Annotated in this window: 17 protein-coding genes, 1 tRNA gene and 1 pseudogene; 14 read left to right on the top strand and 5 right to left on the bottom strand. The window is 33.7% G+C overall.

All coding sequences use genetic code 11. The annotated features are described in order from the left end of the window. Positions 1–137 precede the first annotated feature (137 nt). The 6 genes and pseudogenes from G9F74_RS23490 to G9F74_RS23465 all read left to right on the top strand — a co-directional run bounded on the left by G9F74_RS23490 (position 138) and on the right by G9F74_RS23465 (position 4,015). Positions 138–281, top strand: coding sequence for a hypothetical protein (locus G9F74_RS23490; protein ID WP_165406269.1), 144 nt, complete (start codon positions 138–140; stop codon positions 279–281). A gap of 322 nt (positions 282–603) precedes the next feature. Continuing rightward, positions 604–1,224: a DUF1643 domain-containing protein gene (locus tag G9F74_RS23485; protein WP_165406268.1), complete on the top strand. Its 621-nt coding sequence runs from the start codon at positions 604–606 to the stop codon at positions 1,222–1,224. 351 nt (positions 1,225–1,575) lie between these two features. After that, a pseudogene (locus G9F74_RS23480) lies at positions 1,576–2,138 on the top strand (recombinase family protein). A gap of 93 nt (positions 2,139–2,231) precedes the next feature. Then, complete coding sequence (locus G9F74_RS23475) at positions 2,232–3,320, top strand: MrcB family domain-containing protein (protein ID WP_165406267.1); 1,089 nt, start codon at positions 2,232–2,234, stop codon at positions 3,318–3,320. 23 nt (positions 3,321–3,343) lie between these two features. Beyond that, a complete protein-coding gene (locus G9F74_RS23470; RefSeq protein WP_165406266.1) occupies positions 3,344–3,484 on the top strand; it encodes a hypothetical protein in 141 nt (46 codons plus the stop codon). A 240-nt stretch (positions 3,485–3,724) separates the two neighbouring features. Next, complete coding sequence (locus G9F74_RS23465; protein ID WP_165406265.1) at positions 3,725–4,015, top strand: hypothetical protein; 291 nt, start codon at positions 3,725–3,727, stop codon at positions 4,013–4,015. Between the two features lie 157 nt (positions 4,016–4,172). Here G9F74_RS23465 and G9F74_RS23460 read toward each other — a convergent pair whose 3' ends face one another. From G9F74_RS23460 to G9F74_RS23450, 3 genes are all read right to left on the bottom strand, one after another. After that, positions 4,173–5,237: a GTP pyrophosphokinase gene (locus tag G9F74_RS23460; protein WP_098164957.1), complete on the bottom strand. Its 1,065-nt coding sequence runs from the start codon at positions 5,235–5,237 to the stop codon at positions 4,173–4,175. Positions 5,238–5,339: 102 nt separating this feature from the next. Beyond that, complete coding sequence (locus tag G9F74_RS23455) at positions 5,340–5,576, bottom strand: phage integrase N-terminal SAM-like domain-containing protein (protein ID WP_257144757.1); 237 nt, start codon at positions 5,574–5,576, stop codon at positions 5,340–5,342. A 58-nt stretch (positions 5,577–5,634) separates the two neighbouring features. Beyond that, a tRNA-Val gene (locus G9F74_RS23450) sits at positions 5,635–5,696 on the bottom strand. A gap of 698 nt (positions 5,697–6,394) precedes the next feature. Here G9F74_RS23450 and G9F74_RS23445 point away from each other — a divergent pair. The 3 genes from G9F74_RS23445 to G9F74_RS23435 are packed head-to-tail and all read left to right on the top strand — an operon-like array spanning position 6,395 to position 12,139. Then, a complete protein-coding gene (locus G9F74_RS23445; protein WP_165406264.1) occupies positions 6,395–7,876 on the top strand; it encodes a type I restriction-modification system subunit M in 1,482 nt (493 codons plus the stop codon). Next, positions 7,866–9,200 carry a restriction endonuclease subunit S gene (locus G9F74_RS23440; RefSeq protein WP_165406263.1) on the top strand — a complete coding sequence of 445 codons (1,335 nt, stop codon included), beginning with the start codon at positions 7,866–7,868 and terminating at the stop codon, positions 9,198–9,200. Before G9F74_RS23445 ends, G9F74_RS23440 begins: the two co-directional genes overlap by 11 nt. Next, a complete protein-coding gene (locus tag G9F74_RS23435; protein WP_165406262.1) occupies positions 9,197–12,139 on the top strand; it encodes a type I restriction endonuclease subunit R in 2,943 nt (980 codons plus the stop codon). Before G9F74_RS23440 ends, G9F74_RS23435 begins: the two co-directional genes overlap by 4 nt. A gap of 45 nt (positions 12,140–12,184) precedes the next feature. Here the strand turns inward: G9F74_RS23435 and G9F74_RS23430 are convergent, their stop codons facing one another. Then, positions 12,185–12,916 (bottom strand): M48 family metallopeptidase, encoded by a 732-nt coding sequence (locus G9F74_RS23430; protein WP_001141935.1) that lies wholly within the window; start codon positions 12,914–12,916, stop codon positions 12,185–12,187. Positions 12,917–14,149: 1,233 nt separating this feature from the next. On the opposite strand from G9F74_RS23430, the gene G9F74_RS23425 reads away from it, so the two are divergent. Both G9F74_RS23425 and G9F74_RS23420 read left to right on the top strand, forming a co-directional pair. Beyond that, complete coding sequence (locus G9F74_RS23425; protein WP_000815634.1) at positions 14,150–15,331, top strand: hypothetical protein; 1,182 nt, start codon at positions 14,150–14,152, stop codon at positions 15,329–15,331. A gap of 399 nt (positions 15,332–15,730) precedes the next feature. Beyond that, positions 15,731–17,164, top strand: coding sequence for a competence protein CoiA (locus tag G9F74_RS23420; RefSeq protein ID WP_165406261.1), 1,434 nt, complete (start codon positions 15,731–15,733; stop codon positions 17,162–17,164). A gap of 292 nt (positions 17,165–17,456) precedes the next feature. On the opposite strand, the gene G9F74_RS23415 is transcribed toward G9F74_RS23420, so the two are convergent. Next, the gene (locus tag G9F74_RS23415; protein WP_165406260.1) at positions 17,457–18,290 is read right to left on the bottom strand and encodes an LAGLIDADG family homing endonuclease; all 834 of its coding nucleotides are present in this window, start codon (positions 18,288–18,290) and stop codon (positions 17,457–17,459) included. A 564-nt stretch (positions 18,291–18,854) separates the two neighbouring features. Here G9F74_RS23415 and G9F74_RS23410 point away from each other — a divergent pair. The 3 genes from G9F74_RS23410 (at position 18,855) to G9F74_RS23400 (ending at position 21,829) form a co-directional block, all read left to right on the top strand. Further along, positions 18,855–19,391, top strand: coding sequence for a hypothetical protein (locus G9F74_RS23410; RefSeq protein WP_165406259.1), 537 nt, complete (start codon positions 18,855–18,857; stop codon positions 19,389–19,391). A 219-nt stretch (positions 19,392–19,610) separates the two neighbouring features. After that, the gene (locus G9F74_RS23405) at positions 19,611–20,270 is read left to right on the top strand and encodes a hypothetical protein (RefSeq protein ID WP_000377470.1); all 660 of its coding nucleotides are present in this window, start codon (positions 19,611–19,613) and stop codon (positions 20,268–20,270) included. Positions 20,271–20,788: 518 nt separating this feature from the next. Further along, positions 20,789–21,829 carry a hypothetical protein gene (locus G9F74_RS23400; protein WP_165406258.1) on the top strand — a complete coding sequence of 347 codons (1,041 nt, stop codon included), beginning with the start codon at positions 20,789–20,791 and terminating at the stop codon, positions 21,827–21,829. Positions 21,830–22,054: the final 225 nt, after the last annotated feature.

The raw sequence follows: 22,054 nt of genomic DNA, 5'->3' as shown, positions 1-22,054 counted from the left end.
ACAAAGTTAGAACGTTTTGCCACAAGTACAAAAGATGTTTTCGTGGCAATTGAGCTACAAAATGAGAAATAGGTGAATCTTATTGTATTGAGCGTGAATGGTAAGAAGATAGGTAGTCTACAGCGATTAAAAAGTTAATGATTACTATACTAGATGATATAGCAGAAGTTGAAGCGGATATGGTTATAAAAAGCCAGTTTGAAGGAATTGTGATGGCGAAAAATCATGTCGTATATAAGGGGAGACCCAAGTATTTCGCTGAGAAGTATAAAGAATTATGATGTATGATTGAACTATAAAATAACAGAGATGAGAACAAGGTAACTCTTTCTCAGATTAGTGGCATAATAAATGTAAGTCAAGCAACATCATATTGAGCGGTTAAAGCATAAAGAGAATGAGGAAAGCACTTCAATCATCAGAACAAGAATTGAAGGTGTTTTTCTCATTTTTAAATTTTGTATATGGAATGGAGATATAAGGAATCAAATAACACAGTATTGATTTCAAAAGGTCTAATACGATAAGGGACGTCAAAACTGGTTTGATAAGTACAATACAAAAAAATTGAGCTAGTTAAATTTATAAGGGGGACGAATTGGTTTGAAGGGTAAAGAACAGTTGAATGAGGACATATTTATCGATAAGGGTAGAGGGTATGCGATATTTGATAGTAAGGATAATCCAACTAAAAGGTATTTTTTAGAAAAGCAATGGAAGGATGAAGGAGGAGTATTAGCAGTAGTAATGACAAATCCTAGCAGTGCAACTGCTCTTGGTAGTGATAAAACGGTTGAGTTTTTGATGGAATATGCGAGATTTAAGGGGTTTGCAGCGCTACATGTAATAAATATTATACCGGTCATAAACGGGAATAGCACGATTGTTAGCAAAATAGAGAAAGAGAAACTTGAAATGCATGTATTGGATAAAAAGTCTATCCAATACATTAAAAGAACCATTAAAAATGCTGATGAAATAATCCTTGGTTGGGGAGGCTTAGGACATAAATATTTCAAATATCTAATCAAAGAGAATGAGGAAGTAAAATGGGTTTTTCAAGATAAAATGGATGCAACATTTGCTTTTGGATTTGGGGCAAAAGATAATTTTCCAAAGCATCCTAGACCTAATAATCCTGAGAAGTATTTGTTCCAAAAAAATAGTAAAGTATATGGTGTTAAAGAAAAGATGGAGAGGTGGCTAGGAATTAAGGGGATGTAAGTTATGGAATAAGTATTTAGGTGGGTTAATTTTAGTTATTTGTACATTAGTGAATAAACACAATAGGTATGTATTCATACAGTAACATCAATCGATGATATGATAGCAAATTGAGAAAGTATGCCTTGAAACGTATTAGAGAAAAATTTCTATATATGTAGTAAACCAAGTAACATAAATTAACCGTAATAAATAATAGCTTATTCAAAGGATGTAAACCTAATTACTTTTTTAATTCTTTGGAGAACATATGCATATAAATAAAAGTGTCCCTTGATTATGTCTAAAAGTTAGTCAAGAATTATGTATACAGAAGATATAAATCTCTAAGATAAAAAGGGGATACATGTAATGACACAAATCGGATATGCACGTGTTTCAACAAAAAACCAGGAATTAGATAGACAAATAGATAAGTTAACAGCGTACGGATGCGAGAAGAGCTTTAAAGAGAAACAAATTGGGACAAATAGTGAACGTGAAGAATTAGCAAAGGCAATGGAGTATTTAAAGGAAGAGGATACACTTGTAGTTTATAAGATTGATTGATTGTTTGGCACGATCTACGTTTGACCTAAATAAGATCGCTAGGGATTTAGAAGCAAAAGGAATCGGTTTAGTTTTCATAAAGGAGAATATTGATTTTACAACACCAGCTGGAAAACTTATGTGTACTATGTTAGGTGCTATTGCAGAGTTTGAACGGGATCTAATCAATGAACGTACAGCAGAAGGAAGAGAAAGGGCAAAGCAGCAAGGTAAACACTTAGGCCGCAAAGGGAAGGACGAGAAGACCGTTAAGCAAGCTTTAAAGCTGTATGCAGAAAGGGAAACAAATGGATTGAGTGAATGACATAGTGAAAGCTACTGGCGTACCGCGTTCTACTATATACGCTAAAATTAAAGAACTATAGTAAAGAAACAGCCGAATAAGGATGTTTCTTTTTTTGATTATATAAAAAAATGATAAATGGCGTATTATTGTAAATAAGGAGAGGGATGATGAAATGAGGGAATATTTCAAAGATATATTAGAAGGATATGGGGAGTGCTTAAGATCACCATTTGAACCAAAAAAATATAAGGAAACAGAATTAGTTTTAACAAAAGTACCAGAAGCGATTGATAAGGGGTTACATCTTGATGAAGAAAGCTATTCAGTTGAAGGATCGGTAGGTAAGACCAAATGGGCCTATACACCCTGGATAAGTATTTTTGATAAAGAAATTACTCAAACAGCCCAGAAGGGATTCTACGTAGTTTACTTGTTTAGAAAGGATTTAAAGGGTTTTTATTTATCATTAAATCAAGGAACAAAGCATATTGAGAAAAAGTATAATGGCCAAAAACCAAGGGGGAAAATGAGGAAAATAGCAGAAAGTTTAAGGGGAGATTTGATCTATAATAAAGAACAATTTCCTCTAGAAGAAATTAATTTAGCTGCTGATAACCCAAACCCTAAAAATTATATGGCGGCACATATTTGCGGAAAGTATTATGATGCCTCTAATATTCCTAGTGATCAAAAGCTATTCTCAGATTTGGATGAATTACTTGCTGTTTATTCACAATTAAAGAGTTTAATGATGGGTAAAAGTATAGAAGAAATGCATGATTTTTATCTTCAAGAGGAAGAAATAGAAGATATACAATATCAGTCTGATATATTAGTTGCAAGGCCAAGGGAGACCGAAATAACTAAAGGCCCCCAACCAATTCCAGAGGCGTCGATTAAGAGAGGGAAAAAAGTATGGAAAAGGAACTCTAGTATTGCTAAAGAAGCTTTACAAGAAGCTAATTTCCTATGCGAGTTGGACCTCGCACATTTAACTTTTAAGTCTAAAGTAACCAATGAAAATTTTGTTGAGGCACATCATTTAATACCAATGAATCAGCAAGGTGAATTTCCTTGGAGTTTAGATGTTCCAGGAAATATCATGTCTTTATGTCCAAATTGTCATAGTAAGATACATTATGCTAGCAAAAAAGAAAAAAAGGCAGTTGTTAAGAATTTGTATGATAAAAAAGCTAATGAATTAGATGATTATGGGATACATATCCCGTTGAAGAAATTATTTAGTTATTATGGTTGCTAATATTAATAATAGGAGGGATCTATGTGGCGTACACTCCTACTACATGGAAACAAACTTACAAGGAACGTACAGACTTAACGGGGTTTTTAACACATTTAACTCGTCCGCAACCTGAGAATAATCTTGAGGCAACGGATGTACTGATAAAAATTTTAAGAGAATGAACGCTTCAAGGAAGTACAAAAGGGTACATCGTAGGTAATGAGAAGGTAATTTGTTTTCAAGAAGCACCAATTTATTCCATAGCTGAAAATGCAATTAATCATATTGAAGAGTATGAAAGGTATGTTCAAAGTACAACCAATCCTTATATGAAATTACGATACTACCCATGCGGTCTCTCTCTTCCAAAACAAGTTCTCTATCAACTTGTGGATAGTGTTACTCGACAGGTTATACCTAACATGGGGGTTCGACCGGTTATATATGAAAAAACGGAGATAGCAAAAGGATTTTTACCTGAAAATGAATATTGGCGTATTGTAGACTTTGAATTAACTGGGGGTAATGGTATTACCGATTGGACACATGAAAGGGAATGGAGAATAAAGGCAAACTATTTTAAATTCCCATATGGTATTGTTACAGTAATACTCCGTGATAGCAACCAATATCAAGAATTTATGAGTAAAATAGAACCTGATATAGTAAAACAATTAGCTGGAATTGTATGTTTGGACAAACTTTTATATTAACTTGATCAATAAAATGGGATTGTAAAAAAGCTAACCAAATATGGCTAGCTTTTTATTATTCTGTCTGATTTTTATAAAAAACACCAATATAGTATTAAGAACAAGAAATCCTAACCTAATTGATTTGAGATAACATATACAAAATATCATTTAGTATTTAATTGCAAAATTCTAGGATTTCTATAGCTATTTCTTCACGATTCTCTTTTTCATCAATATTAAATTCGTTGAGGTAATTTTCAACTATCTCTGAAGAACCATCTATACTTATAACAATATAGGCTAAATAAAACATGCTAATACCAGCCCTTACGACATTATTATTATCAGGTTTAGTAAGCCAAGCGGTTGCCAGTTCTATAATTTTTTCTTTATGTTGATTAAGTGCAGTTTGAATCTCCCCAATAGTATTAAAGCCTAAATACTTTAACCTTTTTATCTCTTTCTCAAGATCGGTACCTACAATTCTTGATGCATTAGCAATCTCACATATCTCCTGATCTAGGATGCTTACGATGCTATTTTCATTATTTAACAACTGTTTAATTGATATTTTATCAATTAACACATCTGAAGGGGTGTTTTGTATCTCTGCTTTAACATTTTCATTATACTTTACTAACTCTTCTTTTATTTTAACGAATTCTTGATCAGCTAATTCTAGCAAACCAGCTAACCTTGAAAAATCCCTTTTTACTACTTTAGGTACAGAATTCTTATTCTTATATCCTAAGTCATGTTCTATTTCAGCCCAAGCGTGTTGTAGAATTGATCTGATCTGAACTTCAACTTTTAAATCTTTGAATCTTTGGTATTCAACTAGAGAAGTTCTCACGGTATTTAATTTAATAACATAGTGCAATGATAGATAACCAAACCTGTCGGGATCTAGTATTATTCTCTTATCTACGGAATTAGTTTCATCAATTTCAAATTCATTTTGTATAATGCTTGCTACTTTATCTACGTCATCTGAAAAGTATGTAATTACCCTGATCCCAGAAACATCTGTAATATCGTTTAAAGTACTGTATTTATTTCCACCTTTTTCAACCTTGGCAGCCAAACTATCTTCTTCTTTTACCCTTGAATCAATAGAATGACAATTAATTTGATTTTGTTTTAAAATAGTTTTTAATAATCCTTGTACTTCTTTACAAAATTCTTCATGAAGATCCTTTTGTTTTTTATATTCAGTTAATATTGGATTTTCTGTAATCATTATAATCCCCCTCTATAACCAATCATCTTAAATATAAGGATATAATATTATCAAAGTAATTCAAATAGCTATCGCTTAAAATGTTGTTTTTCATTGTACTGTTTATTTAGTATTTCTTGTAGTAGGATTGTTCTTACGTTGCTTGTGACAATATAGTAGGTAGCTTTTGACTGCATAAGGTGTAATATCATTAACGTCAATAAGTTTACGTTCAGAACAAAAACCTTGAAACTCGTTAAGAGTAAGGAGATAGGAACCAATTGTACGAGAGGACAAATTTTCAAATTCTCTATCGTCTTTGAAATCTTGAATAGCAAATTTAAGCAACAAAAAAACCACTTCCTTTCCAGTTTGTAAACTAGAAGTAAGTGGTTCTTTGATTGCATAGCGTGTATGACCACGGAGAGGATCGAACTCACGACCGCCACCCTGTCAAGGTGGCGCTCTCCTAACTAAGTTATGGGAGAAACGTTGATTTAAAGGCATTCTTACAAGTTTGTATAAATGAAATTCTATTAAAAAAGCAATGGCTATTGTAAATTCTGTGACCATTTGTGACCATAAAATTATGTGCTTAGCTGTCTGTATAATGGTAAGAGATAGTCTTGTTGCTATTGAGAATTATACTGATTTTCGGTGAAACTTTTGCTTTAGTAAGGATTGTCACAGTAGAACTTGAGAAAAGAAAAAGAACCACTCTGCCGACCAAGCCGATGGTTCTGCTTCTTCAGATTCCAAATAATTGAATTAGGTAACTAACCACTCTGGTGATTAGTTGTACGAAGGCTCGATGTTAGCGCATCGATTTCTTTTTATTATATACGTATTGAACCATTAATATACTATTCTTAAAAGAAGATGAGGAAAATCAATCTTCTTTGTTGATATAGGAGAATATATTTCTGTATATTGCGTCTCTCTTATTTGTGAAAAGAGGGAGGCTCTTATAACAAAATATTTAATGAAATATAGATTTTATTGGTTACTGGGATTAGGAAATCTCACAGCACTTTTTAGTATCTGGTTCAGTAGCCATATGCTTGGGTATAGACAGGAAGAAGCTAGTTGTAAGAGGTTTATTTTGATATAGTAGAAGATAGACAACCTTATTCAATAACATGCATGGATATAGATGTAATTCAGATGGAGGAAAGAACATGGAGAAATTAACATTACAACAACTGGAATCCCATTTATGGGAATCTGCGAACATAATGAGAGGGAGCATTGATTCCTCTGATTATAAAAACTACATATTTGGTTTATTATTCTTAAAGCGCCTAAATGATGTATTTGTGGAAACAGCAAAACGCATTGAGGAAGAAGAACAAGATGATTATGGTTGGTATGACCGTGATGAGCATCAATTCTTCGTGCCGGAAGGTGCAAGGTGGGAAGATATTCGTTCCAAAACGCAAGACATTGGTGATGCCATTAACAAAGCATTTGAAAAACTAGAAGAAGAGAATGTATCGTTACAAGGGGTATTAGCAAACATAGACTTTAATGATAAGGAAAAGTTGCCTGATACCCTTTTACTGCAGTTGATTCAGCATTTCTCTAAGATTGACTTAAGCAATGCAAGCCTATCTGAGCCAGATATGCTTGGACGTGCGTACGAATATCTTATTAAGCAGTTTGCAGACGATGCAGGAAAAAAAGGTGGGGAGTTCTATACGCCAAGCAAAGTGGTAGAACTTATTGTAAAACTAATTAAGCCAGAAGAAGAAATGCGTGTATGTGACCCAACTGCTGGCTCTGGCGGTATGCTTATACAGTCTGTAGACTACATTAAAGAAAATGGTGGAAATTCACGCAATCTTGTATTGCATGGACAGGAAAGAAATCTTAATACATGGGCAATTTGTAAGATGAACTTATTACTGCACGGACTAAGTGACCATCGTATTGAAAAGGGAGATACAATTCGTGAGCCAAAATTGCTAGAAGAAGGTGAACTAATCCTGTATGACCGTGTTATCGCTAATCCACCTTTCAGTTTAAAGAACTGGGGACGTGAAGAAGCAGAAAGCGATGAATATGGACGCTTCCGTTTTGGATTGCCACCAAAAACGGCAGGAGATTACGGATTTATTCAGCATATGATTGCTACATTAAACCATGAAGGAAAAGCAGGAGTAGTAATGCCTCATGGCGTTCTGTTCCGTGGTGGAGCAGAGGGGAAGATTCGTAAAGGGATTATTGAAGAGGACTTACTTGAAGCAGTGATTGGCTTGCCATCGAACCTATTCTATGGTACAGGTATCCCAGCGTGTATCCTAGTTATTAATCGAAACAAATCAGAAGAGCAAAAGAACAAAATTTTCTTCTTAGATGGTTCTCAGGATTATCAAGAAGGAAAGAACCAGAATACATTGCGGGACCAAGACATTGAAAAGATTGTAACAGCTTATGAAAAATCTGAGGGAGTAGAGAAGTATTGTCGTTCTGTTAGTATTGATGAAATTTGTGAAAATGATTACAACTTAAACATTGCTCGTTATATTGATACAACAGAGGAAGAAGAACAAATTGATATAGCAGCTGCATTGAGTGAACTTCGTAATTTGGAAAAGGAGCGGGGAGAAATTGAGGTATTAGTGTATGGGTACTTAAAGGAGCTGGGATATGGTGAGTAAATCTTTTAAAAGAGAATTTGCAAATACGGATATTGGAATTATCCCTGATGAGTGGGAAGTAAAGCAACTTCAAGAAATAGCTAAAGTGACTGGAGGAAAACGTCTTCCAAAGGGAAACAGCTTATCGCAGTATAATACGGGACATCCATATATAAGGGTTTCGGATATGGGGGAGAAAGGGATTTCCTTACAAAGTATTATGTATGTTCCTTTAGATATAGTTGACGCTATTAAAAGATATAGGGTAAAAACGGGTGATTTATATATATCAGTCGCAGGTACTTTAGGCTTAGTTGGTGAAGTACCCAAAGAGTTGGATGGAGCAAATTTAACGGAAAATGCTGATAAAATTAGTGAAATACATTGTGATAGAAAGTACCTTCTATGGGTTTTAAGGAGTGAATTAATACAGAAAGCAATAAAGAAGGAACAAACAAGTAATGCTCAACCTAAGTTAGCTTTAACGAGAATTAAGGATTTTCTTATACCAATTCCTCCTCGAGCTGAACAGTCTAAAATTGCAGAAATCCTTTCAGTTGTTAATGAAGCAATTGGAAAAACAGAAGCGATTATTGAGCAAACAGAAAAAGTGAAAAAAGGATTGATGCAGCAGCTTCTTACAAAAGGGATTGGACACACAAAGTTTAAGAAAACAAAAGTTGGGGAGATTCCTAGGGAATGGGAAGTAAAAACATTTAATGACCTTTTACGAGAAGGTTATATTATTGATATCCAAGATGGAAATCATGGGAATTCTCATCCGAAAGCCAATGATTATGTCACACGAGGTATACCATTTATTATGGCAAATAACTTGGTAAATGGAACTTTAGACTTAGTAAATTGTAAATTTTTAAAGAAGGAGCAAACAGATAAGTTAAGAATTGGATTTTCTATAGAGGGAGATGTCCTTTTGACACATAAAGGAACTATTGGGAAAGCAGCTATAGTTCCAAGGGTTGAAAGTTATGTTATGTTAACCCCTCAGGTAACGTACTATAGGGTAGATGGTAGTAGGTTATCTAATAAATTCTTAAAGTACTTCTTTGAGGGAGAGTATTTTCAAAACAGGTTAGAAAAGTTGTCTGCGCAGTCAACCCGCAGTTACATCGGTATTACAAATCAAAAGAATCTATTAATGGCAATGCCTACATTAGAAGAACAAGAACAAATTGTGAGAAATCTAGAGGTGTTTGATGAAAAGTTAGGGAATGAGGTTGCAAAGCTAGAACAATTTCAAATTCTAAAAAAAGGTCTTATGCAATCTCTTCTTACAGGAAAAATCCGTGTAAAAGTCGACGAAGCTGAGGTGAAACAAGTATGACCTCCTCCTTAAAATGGAACGAGAAACAACTTGTAGAAAATCCCATGATTGAACAATTAAAGGAACTGGACTATGAACATCTTCATGGTCCTTCTCTTGATTCAGAAAGAGAATCAAGAGGAGAAATCATACTAAAAGAGCGCATGCGAAAAGCCATTTTACGATTAAACCCTTGGCTTTCTGATACCAATCTAGCAAAAGTTATGCGTTCAATTACACATATTGAATCGACCAGCTTAATGGAGGCAAATCAAAAGTTACATGAAATGATAGTAAACATGATTTCTATTCAACAAGACCTCGGCAAAGGAAAGAAGAACCAAACAGTAAAACTCATTGATTTCGAAAGACCCGAGAATAATGAATTCCTTGTGGTAGACCAATTTACTATTAGCAATGCACAAGGTAAAATTCGTCCTGATATTATCATTTTCATAAATGGATTGCCCCTTGTCATTGTTGAATGCAAAAGTCCCATGTTGCCATCAGATGAACAAATAGGTGAAGGTGTACGCCAGTTACACAGATATCAAAACACACATGAGCAGCTATTCCATTACAACCAATTTATGATTGTTACGAGTAATGACCGTGCCAAAGTAGGAGCAATTGGAGCAAAAGCGCAACATTACGGTGAATGGAAAGACCCATATCCCAAAACAGTCGCAGAACTAGGAGTTTCTCCAACACCACAAGATATTTTAACTGCAGGAATGTTAACAAAAGAGAATCTATTAGATTTAGTTCGTAACTTCATAGTATACGAGCCAGTAGAAGGTCGTACAATTAAAAAACTGGCTCGTTATCAGCAGTTCCGTGCGGTAAACAAAGCGATTGGCCGTATTTTACGTGCAGAGGATAAAACGCAATGTGGTGGTGTTGTATGGCATACACAGGGAAGTGGAAAATCTTTAACGATGATATACCTTGCTGTTAAGCTGCGACGAATTAAAGAACTTAAGAACCCTACTATCGTTGTTGTGACGGACCGTAAAGACTTAGATGACCAAATTACAAACACATTCCGTCGATGTGGCTTCCCAAATCCACAACAGGCAGAGTCAGTTGTCCAGCTAAGACAGCTGCTTCAACAAGGTGCAGGTTCTACTATTATGACATTGGTACAGAAGTTCCAAGAGGACGCAGAGACAAAGGAATTCAAGAACCTATCTACTGCTGAGAATATTTTTGTCATGATTGATGAATCTCACCGTTCTCAATACGGTGGATTAGCTACTACAATGAAAAGTGCCATGCCCAATGCTTGTTATTTAGCATTTACAGGTACACCAATTGATAAAGAAGATAAGAGTACGAAGCGTACATTCGGACCATACATTGACAAATACACCATTGAACAAGCAGTAGAAGATGGGGCAACAGTACCTATTTTTTATGAAGCAAGAATGGCTGACTTGCATGTACAAGGAGATTCGTTAGACGAACTGTTTGAGCGACAATTCCGTGAGTACAGTGAAGAAGACCGAGAACGTATTAAGAAGAAGTATGCGACAGAACAAGCGATTATTTCGTCTCAAAAACGAATTAAACGTATTGTCCTAGATATAATTGAACATTATGAAACACATATTCAGCCAAACGGGTTCAAGGCACAAATTGTAGCGATTAGCCGTGAAGCAGCAGTTATGTATAAAGAGATGTTGGATGAGTTGAGTAATTATGAATCCAAGGTTATTATGTCAGCGGGTCATAACGATAAGGAACACCTTCAAACACATCATTTGTCAAAAGATGAAGAAAAAGATGTGATTGCTCGTTTCAAGAAGCCGATGTCAGAGGATAAGTTATGTTTTTTAATCGTGTGTGACAAGTTGCTGACAGGCTTTGATGCTCCAATCGAACAGGTTATGTATTTAGACAAGCCAATTAAAGAACATAATCTTCTACAAGCCATCGCTCGTACAAATCGTACATATGATAAAAAGACTTATGGTTTGATAGTCGATTACTATGGTGTTTCTAGATTCCTAGAGCAAGCACTTGCTATTTTCAATAAAGAAGATGTACAAGGTGCATTAAAAAATATTGATACTGAGATACCAAAATTACAGTCTCGTCATCGTTCTGCTATGCGCTTTTTCGACAAGATTTCGAAAGATAGTCTAGAAGCATGCTTACAGGTGTTAGAGCCAGAAGACGTACGAAATGAATTTGATACAGCATTTAAACGTTTTTCAGAAAGCATGGATATGATAATGCCTAGTCCTAAAGCACACGATTACAAAGCGGATTTGAAATTTTTAGGTAAAGTACGGCAAGCAGCAAAGTCTCGATATCGTGTAGATGGGATGGATATTAGTGACTGCGGAGAAAAAGTAAAACAGCTTATAGAGGAGCATCTTGCAGCAGTAGGTATTAATGTTGTTCATGAGCCAATTGATATTCTTTCGAAGCGATTTGAAAAACAGATAGAGGAAACAAAGACACCTGAAGGTAAAGCAGCTGAAATGGAACATGCCATTCGTCATGAAATACGAGTTAAGTTGGAAGAGAATCCAGTCTACTATACATCTTTAAAGGAACGGCTTGAAGAACTCCTTCAACGGCGCAGAGACCGCCAGATGGATATCGACGAGTTGTTAGAAGAATATCGTAATATGATGAATGATATGCGGAATGCGGCGCAAAAGGGTGAAGAAGAAGGCTTTACTCGTGAGCAATATCCGTTTTATCAAATGTTGGAGAAAGAAATGCCTCTATATGATGATGTAGAGGATTTGAAAGCATTAACGCATCTTATAACGGACATTATTCAGCAGGAAGCAGATATAGTGGAATGGACGACTAAAGAAGATGTAAAACGTGAAATGCGAAAGAAGATTAAGAAGCAACTCCGTGTAAGTCCTTGTCCAAAAGAAAAGTTGGAGAGTTTAACACAGCAATTGATTGACTTAGCAACAGTGCATTATAAGAAATAAAAATGATAATGAAAAAAAGCCATCTTGCTTGAGATGGCTTCTCCTCTATTCTAGTGTTAATGTAGGTCCGTGTACACGTAGCCACTCTTTACGTTGTTCATAGTCGGGTAGGATAGAATGTACAAAGTTCCAGTAGTCATTACCGTGATTCATATATCTTAAATGTGCCAATTCATGCACGAGTACATAGTCTACAATGGACATTGGTGACATGACAATTCGCCAATTTAAATAGATATTGCCCTCAAGTGTGCAAGTACCCCAACGCATTCTTTGCTCCTTTAGCTGCACATCATTAGGTGTAACACCCATCTTAGCACAATATAGCTTTAAACGTGACTGTACCTTCGCTTTACCGTGTTCAAGATACCAAGTTTTGAACAACTCCAATAATTGCTGCCTCTTCTCATCTTCGTCTATTCCATATGGAACAGTTGCGATGAATCTTCCTCTTACAAAGTTTAACTGCGCTTTCTGTAGTCCTTCTTCTTTATATACTTTTAATCGATAGTTTCGTCCTAAATAAGCAAATTTTTCACCGCTAACAAATTCCTTTGGAAAAGGAGGTTCAGTTATCTCATTCACTTCTTTTAGTTTCTGGAAGATAGTAGGTGCTTTCTTTCGCACAATCTCCTCAATTTGTTCGTCGGTAATACCTGTAGGGACTATGAGTCGAGTGCTTTCCATCCATTCAACAATAATAGATACGTCTTTTTTATCATCGACATACTCAATGGCATACTCAATAGCTGTAGTTCCATATTGAAAAGTCGGCATGCTATAACTCCTTCCCATGTATATCATTATTTTACGGATAGGAGTACATTGTGGCAACTGTAATTGCAATTGTAATTTTTGCTAGGCATTGTTGTCTATGCCACAGCATAATTAAGTGCGTTATAAATAGTTATGAGAAGATAGGTGTGTCATAAAAGAGTTGAACAGAGGAGGGGGTGTTTTCCACATTTTATGCTCGTTCTGTGGATTGAAATGCTATAAGCACCTCAATCTACACCAGGAACAGCTATAAAGTTCTCGATACGAGACGGATTTTTGATGGTCTTTATCTAGTAAAAATACCTTGATAGTAAGTATTTCTAAAGTAAAGCCCGAAACGAATATACACATATCCCATAGAATATCCTACTACACATTCCTAGTAGATAAGAAATGTGAAAGAATCTATTGCATTACAGTATTAATAGTGTTATAATATTTTAACTTAAATATTAATAATTAAATAAATAAACTATAAAGGAGTTGAATTTACATGCAATCGCCTCTTAAGGAGGCACACTTATATATTTCTGTATGCCTATGATGTAATCGTAGGAGTAGGCTGATTTTTCGCCTATATTTGACAGGGGTAAGTGTGTCTTCTAATGAGCAGATTGTGTGTAGATTCGCTCCTTTTTTGCGTTGTATAAAGAGCGGCTAAAACAATACTAAGTTAAATTCAATTATAGAAAGTGAAGGAATGTGTTAAGAGAGCGGATTGATGAGGCAATTGCGGATTATAAGAACCTAGCTAATCATTGCAAACAGTATCAAAGGAAAAAAACACTCAATCCCAAGGGGAATTAAATAGCGCAAGCAAAAGGGATGATTATGTAAGTTGTCGCCCTCGGTGGTTTTTCGAGGGTACAACTGGGCCAGGAGGAATGAGCGTAGCGAGTAACGGGGCGCTCAAGCCCAATGTTCTTGACCTTTTGGCATCAACTCTAAAAAGTGAGTGTTGAGTTTTGAGGCTCATTTTTGTAGCATCGAGTGCCTCTAATTATCAATAAAAGCCTATCGAATAAAGAGTGAAAAAACTGTACCGAATCGAGGTATTAATACTTTTATATATTAGTAGGTCGATTCGGTACAGAAATTTATAACTAGAATCATCAATGAAAGTATGGAATACAAGAGAATCGAAGGGTTCATTTCTGAAGAATTAAACTAAAAGGAGTGAATTATATGACTGCTAATAATAGCGAATCTTAGTCATAAGAAAAGGGAATTACATTGAAACAAGTTTTTACATTAAAAGAGTTGGTTAAGAAATACGGAAGCAATGCCCAGAAGGAATCACTGAAGAAAAAAGGTAATCTTTCAGGAAAGGAATTTAGTATTCTAATTAAATCGGTTGAACAAGAGTGGGAATCTTATACAGTTGAAGGTAGAGGCTCAAAACGTATTATTACCTGCACTGGGAAACTGTCTAAAAAGGCTGAACGAGTTGATAAGCGCTCTAATAATGGTAAAGGGCAATTAATTGGTGAGTTTGAGTTGAGTTCACTAGTGGTACACTATTTGATTCAGAATAATAATAAAGTAAGTCCTATGAGTGCGACTAAATGGCTTACTGAACTAGGCATAGTTGATGGTAAACTTACTGGTGCATTATATAGTGATAGAGGCATGTATCTCGGAAAAAATCAAGAGCGGTTTAGCAAAGTGATTAAAGATTACAATAAGGCTGATTCAGATATTGATATGTTAGAGGAGTTCTTGCAAACAGTTCTTAGGCATTTAAAGAGTAGCTTGGTCTCTGTCTTTAACAAGCTGTCTAAAGGAGAAGTCATTATTCATCGAAAAGAGCAGTGGTGCTGTACAACTAAGGGTAAATACAGAAAGCTAAAACGCCAAGAAAGTAAGTCAATAGAAGATATCAGACATACATTGCTCCTTTTCCATGGAATTGAAAGTAGAGATTTATTCAAGAAGAACATGAAGGAAGTTAAAGCCTTTAAAAAGAACTTCGATGAGCAATTAGAGGAACAGTTGGGGCTCAAATTTTATTATGACGCTCACTTTTGTGTATTACAGGAGAGTGACTTAGGACTTCGATACTACCTTGATGAATTGCAAGAGAAAGACGAATTGGAATTTACACACAGGTTAACTGAGCAGTCTGCGATTATTATGACTGAGATGTTTAAAGATAAGCACAGTAGGCATTCATTGAAACTTGCTGAAGGTAGGCAGAAAAACACCACTAATAAGTCTGATTCAGATAGAATTAAATGCTTTAAGATAATGAAGCAATATGCTCCAATGTGGGAACTACTATTGAAGTACTTTAGATGCACGAGCAGTATGAAATCAAATCCTAATGCAGTTGAACAAACAGCATTAATTACAATCGAACGTGATGGAGTTGAGTTTGAGGTTGCTAAAGAATCAAAGAGAACCATTGATTGCTGAAATGGATAAGGAATTAGTAAGAATCACAGGAGGGTCTCGCAATTGAGGCTCTCATTTTTGTGTATATTGAGTATGCAATTGAAAATAGTGTTGAAATTAATCACATCGGTTACACAAAACTAATAAAACTCGTCTTTTATAGTATCGGCTATATAATAAAATATAAAGTATCCAAAGATTGGATTTGTAAGGATATCTCAATAACTCTTTTACGGTGAATTAAAGGTTCTCATATTAGAGAATCTGGGGTACTCTTGCAAAAAGAGCATTTTAAAAAATTTTGGATTAAACAGGGTTAGTGAGGAGGAAGAACACTAACACGCCTAGAAGTAACTGAATACTTTTACTCAGTGATGTATTCTTTATTTAAATTTAGCTAAAAAGAAAGGAATAATTAATATGTTAAGATGTATTACAGCAGATAATAATACTTTATATGCTCCAAACTGTGAAGAAGTTGCTACTAGAAAATTGGCAAAAGCTAAGAAATTATACTGTCCAAATTGTCAAACGAATGTCATCTTTAAAAAAGGAAAGATAATGAGCGCACATTTCGCTCATCATGATTCTGAATGTGTAGTAAGTCATTCAGAACCAGAAACAAATTCACATATAAAAGGAAAAGAAATTCTATTTAACTGGCTTAAACTAAAATATCCAACTGCTGAGATTGAGTATGAAGTCTATATTCCAGAGACAGGTCAGATAGCAGATGTTTTTATAGTACATACTGAACAGGAATTAGAAGGTTTGCGCTGGGCGTTTGAGTTCCAACATAGTCCCCTTTCATCTGCGGATTGGCAAAAGAGACATAACTTATATGAATCCGCAGGAATTCAAGACTTCTGGGTTTTAGATAAGAGTAAATATTTGAGATACTCAACAGCACAAGGTATAACAGATGCTCGTTTGAGAAGAGACTTAGAAAAGGCAATTTTTAATGAAACAAATCTTTGTTATTTTTTAGATTTAGAGGCTATGGAGTTAACTATTGATTTTGAATTCACTAGTTCTTGGGACAGGAAAATAATAAATAGAAAGGAAGTCTATACAGAATATATTTATCATCATCCTATCAAACATTCTGGTCATATTAACGAGATTAGGGTTAGAATGAATGAAGAATTTAGATATGGCGTTTTACTATATAATGATATTGAAAAACAGATGGAAACAAGTTTATCGAGAATTTTGATGAAATTAAGAAGAAAACAGGAATTGGAATTAGAAAAAGAGTTGGAAGAACGTGTTATAGAGAAAAAAGCATTTGCTCGAAGTATATTTGTTGAAGCAAAAGCAGAGATTGCTTATAGATTTATAGAAGATAACAAAGAAGCGTTGGCTGATGATATACGGAATCTATCACAACATGATTATTTTGAAAAATATAATGAGTTTATTGAAAGGCTAATGCTCAATCTTCAAACATTTAAGGTATTTAAGGATAGTAATGATGTCACAAGAAAATTGTTAGTAGAAATTAACTACGAATGGGATATGTATAAAATTCCTTTCCTTGTTGCTCAAGGTTCGTATTCTTTAGAAGATTATTTAAAAATAAAAAACAAAGAAAAAATTACTTTAGTTCAATATGCATTTGAAACATACAAAGATGTATTTGAAAAACTAGCCTCTCGTCATACAGAATTAACAAACAATAGTTTAAAAGAGATAAAGTGGTTTTTACCGCCCTCTAAGAAGAACCCAACTGCAAGTGACTATGCTCTTGTATACTATCGTTGCAACACAAAGGAAGAAATAGACAAATATATTAATCAAATACTAGAGAATATTATTAATTATAATCCTTTTGTGGATATAGAGAATTGGTAAAATCTAAAGTCTTATTAGATTTTATAAGAATAAGAAAATTTTCATGAAATATTTTTTGAATTTACATCGAATTATAGCTTACCTGAGAAACTGTTCCTCTAATGAGGCGCTCTATTAAATTTAAATCTTGAGGATAGTTTATTACATCCTCAAGATTTTTCATTAATGAATACTATGCTATCCTGAATGGACCATCGTTGTATGATAACGATTTATTTTTTTGTTCTCTTACATAAAAAATAGAATTGCTAATATTTATACAACATTATAATTAGGGGTTATTGGTTTACGCTTACAGATTGTGACCACCTATGTTGCGATAAATTTTCAAAGCTTTTTCTTTTTTTCTTTCTAGATAAATTGTAGTATCTCCATAAAGGAGTTCTAGAAGTCTTAATTTTGAACTAATATCATGGATACTGATTTTATAGAGATTCTTTTTTTTATAATGATAGATATAATTAGTAATTCCATGATTACTCAGGTAAACTTTAAAGAAAACTAACATGTGTTTTGAGCCAAAGTATATCTCAATGTAGGATTTCTTATTATCCTTACTAAGGTAATAATGTCCATCACCATCAATATAACCTCTGAGATAATGTCTTATTAAATCTTTTGGTATGTTGCTCATTCTAAGAGTTCGGGATTTAGCCTTTGTTATGTTTAATTTTTCTAAATCATAGCAAAGCTTATTAGAACCGACACTAACCTCAACATATTCATAATAGCCTTCCTTAATCTTATACCTATAATCTTTAATCTCTATATTACCATTTAGGCTTTTGACAAACCTCTCTAGATGCTTTTTTTCATCTTTGTGAAGTGATATTTTGAGTCGTTTTCCTGTTCTACCTCCACCTAGTATACAACCATCAGCTGCTATAAAGCCTAACCAGTACCCCTTCTCCTCGCAATCAATGTTTTGAAAGAAGTCTCTGTTATATGAATATGTTGTGTGTATTAAAGGTTTCTTTTTTATCTTAAGAGATGTTAGCTTATTTTGAACGCTAGTTTTTGCTCTTCCTAACTTCTCTCCTAATATTTTAACAGTAAACATATCGGCATTTTTTCTAAGAAACAAAACTTCTTCATCAGTCCACTTTTTATAATTTCTTTTATACATAATTATCCATTCCTATCAAAGAGTAAATCGCAATAATCATTATTACCAATATGATAGTTAATCAAACGTAGCGTTTTACTTAGTATGTAATCTTTTTTGTATGTTGGAACGGATAATTGAAAAGGTTATTGAAATTTAAGACATTGTTATAAAAAATTAATAAAACCCGTCTTTTATATAGTCAGCTACAACATTCTCAATGTGCAATGTAAGGGAGAGGTTCTGTAGTATTCAATATTATACAATGCAATAGAAAGTGTGGGTATAGACATATGTTACAAAGTTTTTACAAGAGTAGCGTGTAAAGGGGGGACTGCTCTTTTTGTATCAATCTGGTATTATTTCCTTATAAATGAATTTCAAGGAGTAGACTGTAATAAAAATTGTAATAGCGAGTTGCACAAAATTAAAAACTAATTATCTTTATAGTGCAAGAGGTATTTATCAAGGGCCGTCTTTGTTTAAGAAGTTTGTTAAATTTTCGAGTAGCAAGTCTAAGTTGAGTAGTATATTTTATAATTTGTATAAGTTTAATTCTATTGTCTTTTGGGGGGAACAAAATTGATGAATCATAGGATACAAATACATATAAGAATTGGAAGTAAAATTGATTTAGAAAATTTTTATTATTATACAGATGATTGGGAATTAGATGCTCTTGGTTCACAATGGGGCGAGAGAATGGTTTTAAACCTAGGTCAACATTTTAATGTTTACAGAAATCAGATTGCATCAGAGTGGGCACTCAGCAATACTCTAACAACCGCTAGTAGCCATTTAACTGCTCCAATTTTAGTCAATCCTTTTACTATTAATATAGAAAAGGATTACGGAAGCTCAATTTCTGGAAACTTTGGAGAGGTCTTAACGATTCAAGCATTAAAATTACTTTCACCTTCAGTAAGGTATAACATTTGCCACTTAAAGAGTGGAACTGATACAAAAACACCAGATTTATTTTTAAACTCAGACGCTTTTATTTCTATTTATGGTGATTATCGAAAAAATGCAAACCTAAAGATAGACCTCCTGCCGAACTTCCAAATTACATGCCTGGAGAGTGCAAGAATACACAATATATTGAAGCAATTAGACAAATAGCATCGTATTGGAGAATAGTAGGAGAAAACTCTGATGATTTTGGATTTGGGCTAGTTTCGAACTTAGCATTTAGGAACATTTCTGAGCCCAAAATAACCTTTACATTATTGATACGTAGAGAAGAAAATCGAAAAGATTTAAATAAAATGCTCAATTTAAAAAAGTATGAAGGTACTAAAATAAAGAAACTAATACAGAAAGATTTGGGGAAATACTTATATGGATTCTAAAATTGAAAATAATAAAGATAAGATTTATCATTACATGCAAGAAGGACAATTGGAGTTATGGGTTGGTGACAAAGAAAGGAGTAAAGAAGCTTTTAAGAAGAGTAGTGAACTTATTTCTCGAGTACAAGAGACACCTTTTTTGAAAGAAATAAAGGATAATATAGATTATTATCTACAAGAACTAGATAAACAGTTTAATAGCCAATATGCCACTAAAAATAATGTTTTTCAAAATAAATTAGGAGAATTAAGCTTTAAAGAAGAACCAGAAGAAACAATAACCTTTATTTTATTACCCTTAGGCTTACAGTTATTTGAGATAAGAGGTCGTTTACATGGATTTAAACAATCCTTGGAAGAAGTATCTTTAAAAAGAAGAGGAAAACAAGGTGAAGATTTGAATAACAGGGCTAGCATTAGCAATCCAAAGGGAATTTTAAGTGCAAATTTTTTTAAGTGGATGGCAAGCTTTGAGGGCTTCTCTGTGTCGGCATGTATTAACTTGAAGGATTCTACTTTATATGGAAGATTAACAACAAATTACTTTTTTGAAGGGACACTAGAGGATTGGAATAAATTGAATAAAGAATTTGAAGAGAAATTTATTAAAACTGTTCCTAAAGTAATTAAGGATTTAAATCAGATTTAAAATGGGATACATAAACTGGCTCAGTTAAAAAGTGTTTGTTTTAAAAATATAAGAAAATAAACATTTAACACTCTCACAGTTAAAATCATTAAAGGTTTTTATAAGAATAGAAACATACTATCTTTTAGTTGTTCTCATAAAGACAACTAAAAAAATTTTGATTTTATAAAGTCTATACAGAAGTTGTTGAATATCCGAGTGGTTAAAACGTTTATATTACATATTACTATATATTGTGGTTTAAGCAGAAGATAATGAAGATTTTCTCGTTCCTGTTCTAATCGTGGAATGTAAATCTAATTATGTTCCCTCTTACTGAAGAAGCATTAAAATAGGCAAGAGGTACAATGAAACAATTTTTGTGAATTATGGTGAATGAGTTAGAGGTTTTTGGAATTATATTTATGGAGTGAGGAAGAAAGAGAAGTATATTGAGATAAATGAAATCCTCACGTAGTAAGAGTTAATCAAGGAAGTTAAGATTCGTCCTGTAAATTAAGAAAGAATGGGGATTATTAGTGAATAACGACAAAGTATTAAACAGTTACTATGGTTATTACAAAGGGGTTCTTAAGGAGAAAAGTTTATCTGAAGAACAGGTATTGTCTGAAATGAAAGATAGGTTTAACAATTTGCAAGACATTAAAATTGCTGAATGGGGAAGAACTTGGGAATTAAAGGGGATTCTGATTCCAAAAGATGAAACTCATAGTTATATTATTCCACTTAAAACTTCTGCAGAAATTATATCTATGGTAGATGAAACATTAGGAGAAAATTTACTGCGTGAACATAACTGGGTTATACCACCATACATTCAAAAAAGAATAATATATGATTTATTAAAGAAAAAACAACAAAATGATGTAGCAGGACTTTTCAAAGAAACCTATACGCCAGCATATTTTGCTTCACAGCTAACAAGTACATATAAGAACATCACCCTTTTTAATAATCATCTTTCTTTGATTAATGAAGCTATAGAGTGCTTCTTTAATAAACATATTGCGGCAGCGATAACCTTACTTTTAACAATAATTGAGGGTATAGCTAGGGAATACTGCAATCAAAACAACTTATCTTATGCCAAAAAAGGGTCATCAAGCCCATTTGAAACCGTATTAAAGCATGGAAAAAAGCAATGGAGAGATAACGTTTTACTTTACAACTACAAAGAGCGGAAGAAATTAATTATTCCATCAGACTATGTGTTAGACAACCTTGTGAGACGAATAGATGAAGCTATGGACATGTTCATTTCTTTCGAGACTTATGGACTTGATTATCTTTATAAATCGGATTCAGACCATACATTAAACCGTCATAGTATACTTCATGGGATAAATAAGGAGTATTTTATTCCTATAAACTTTTATAGACTGTTTTCTTTTTTAGAAATGCTTGCTGTAGTCGTATCTCTTGACCCTATGCCAAAGGATTGTAAAGATGAGGAAGCTTTTAAACTATTTATTAAATATGAACTGTTAGATGAGTTGTCTAAATATACGAAAGATTGGACAAAAATCGAAAGGTTACATAAAACTTTCATAAAGGATTAAATTTGATTCCAAAGGGTGCAGTATTTATCCTATTATAAAATAGAAGACAGCAGGTTTTTTGCTACCTGCTGTCTTTTTGATTTGAAAATTGAAGATACAATTAAAGGAAACCTTATTCACAGCCTCAAGAGCATATTTTCCAGTTACAATATTGGTCACTAAAATGGTGGTAAATGTAGTAGTATCAATGCTCTTCAAGCCATAAGAAGAGTTATCTGTTATAAT

Source organism: Bacillus sp. EKM202B, from assembly GCF_011066025.1.
GTDB classification, from domain to species: domain Bacteria; phylum Bacillota; class Bacilli; order Bacillales; family Bacillaceae_G; genus Bacillus_A; species Bacillus_A toyonensis.
Note: the sequence above shows the minus strand (reverse complement) of the source record. Positions and strands in the feature narration are given on the sequence as shown.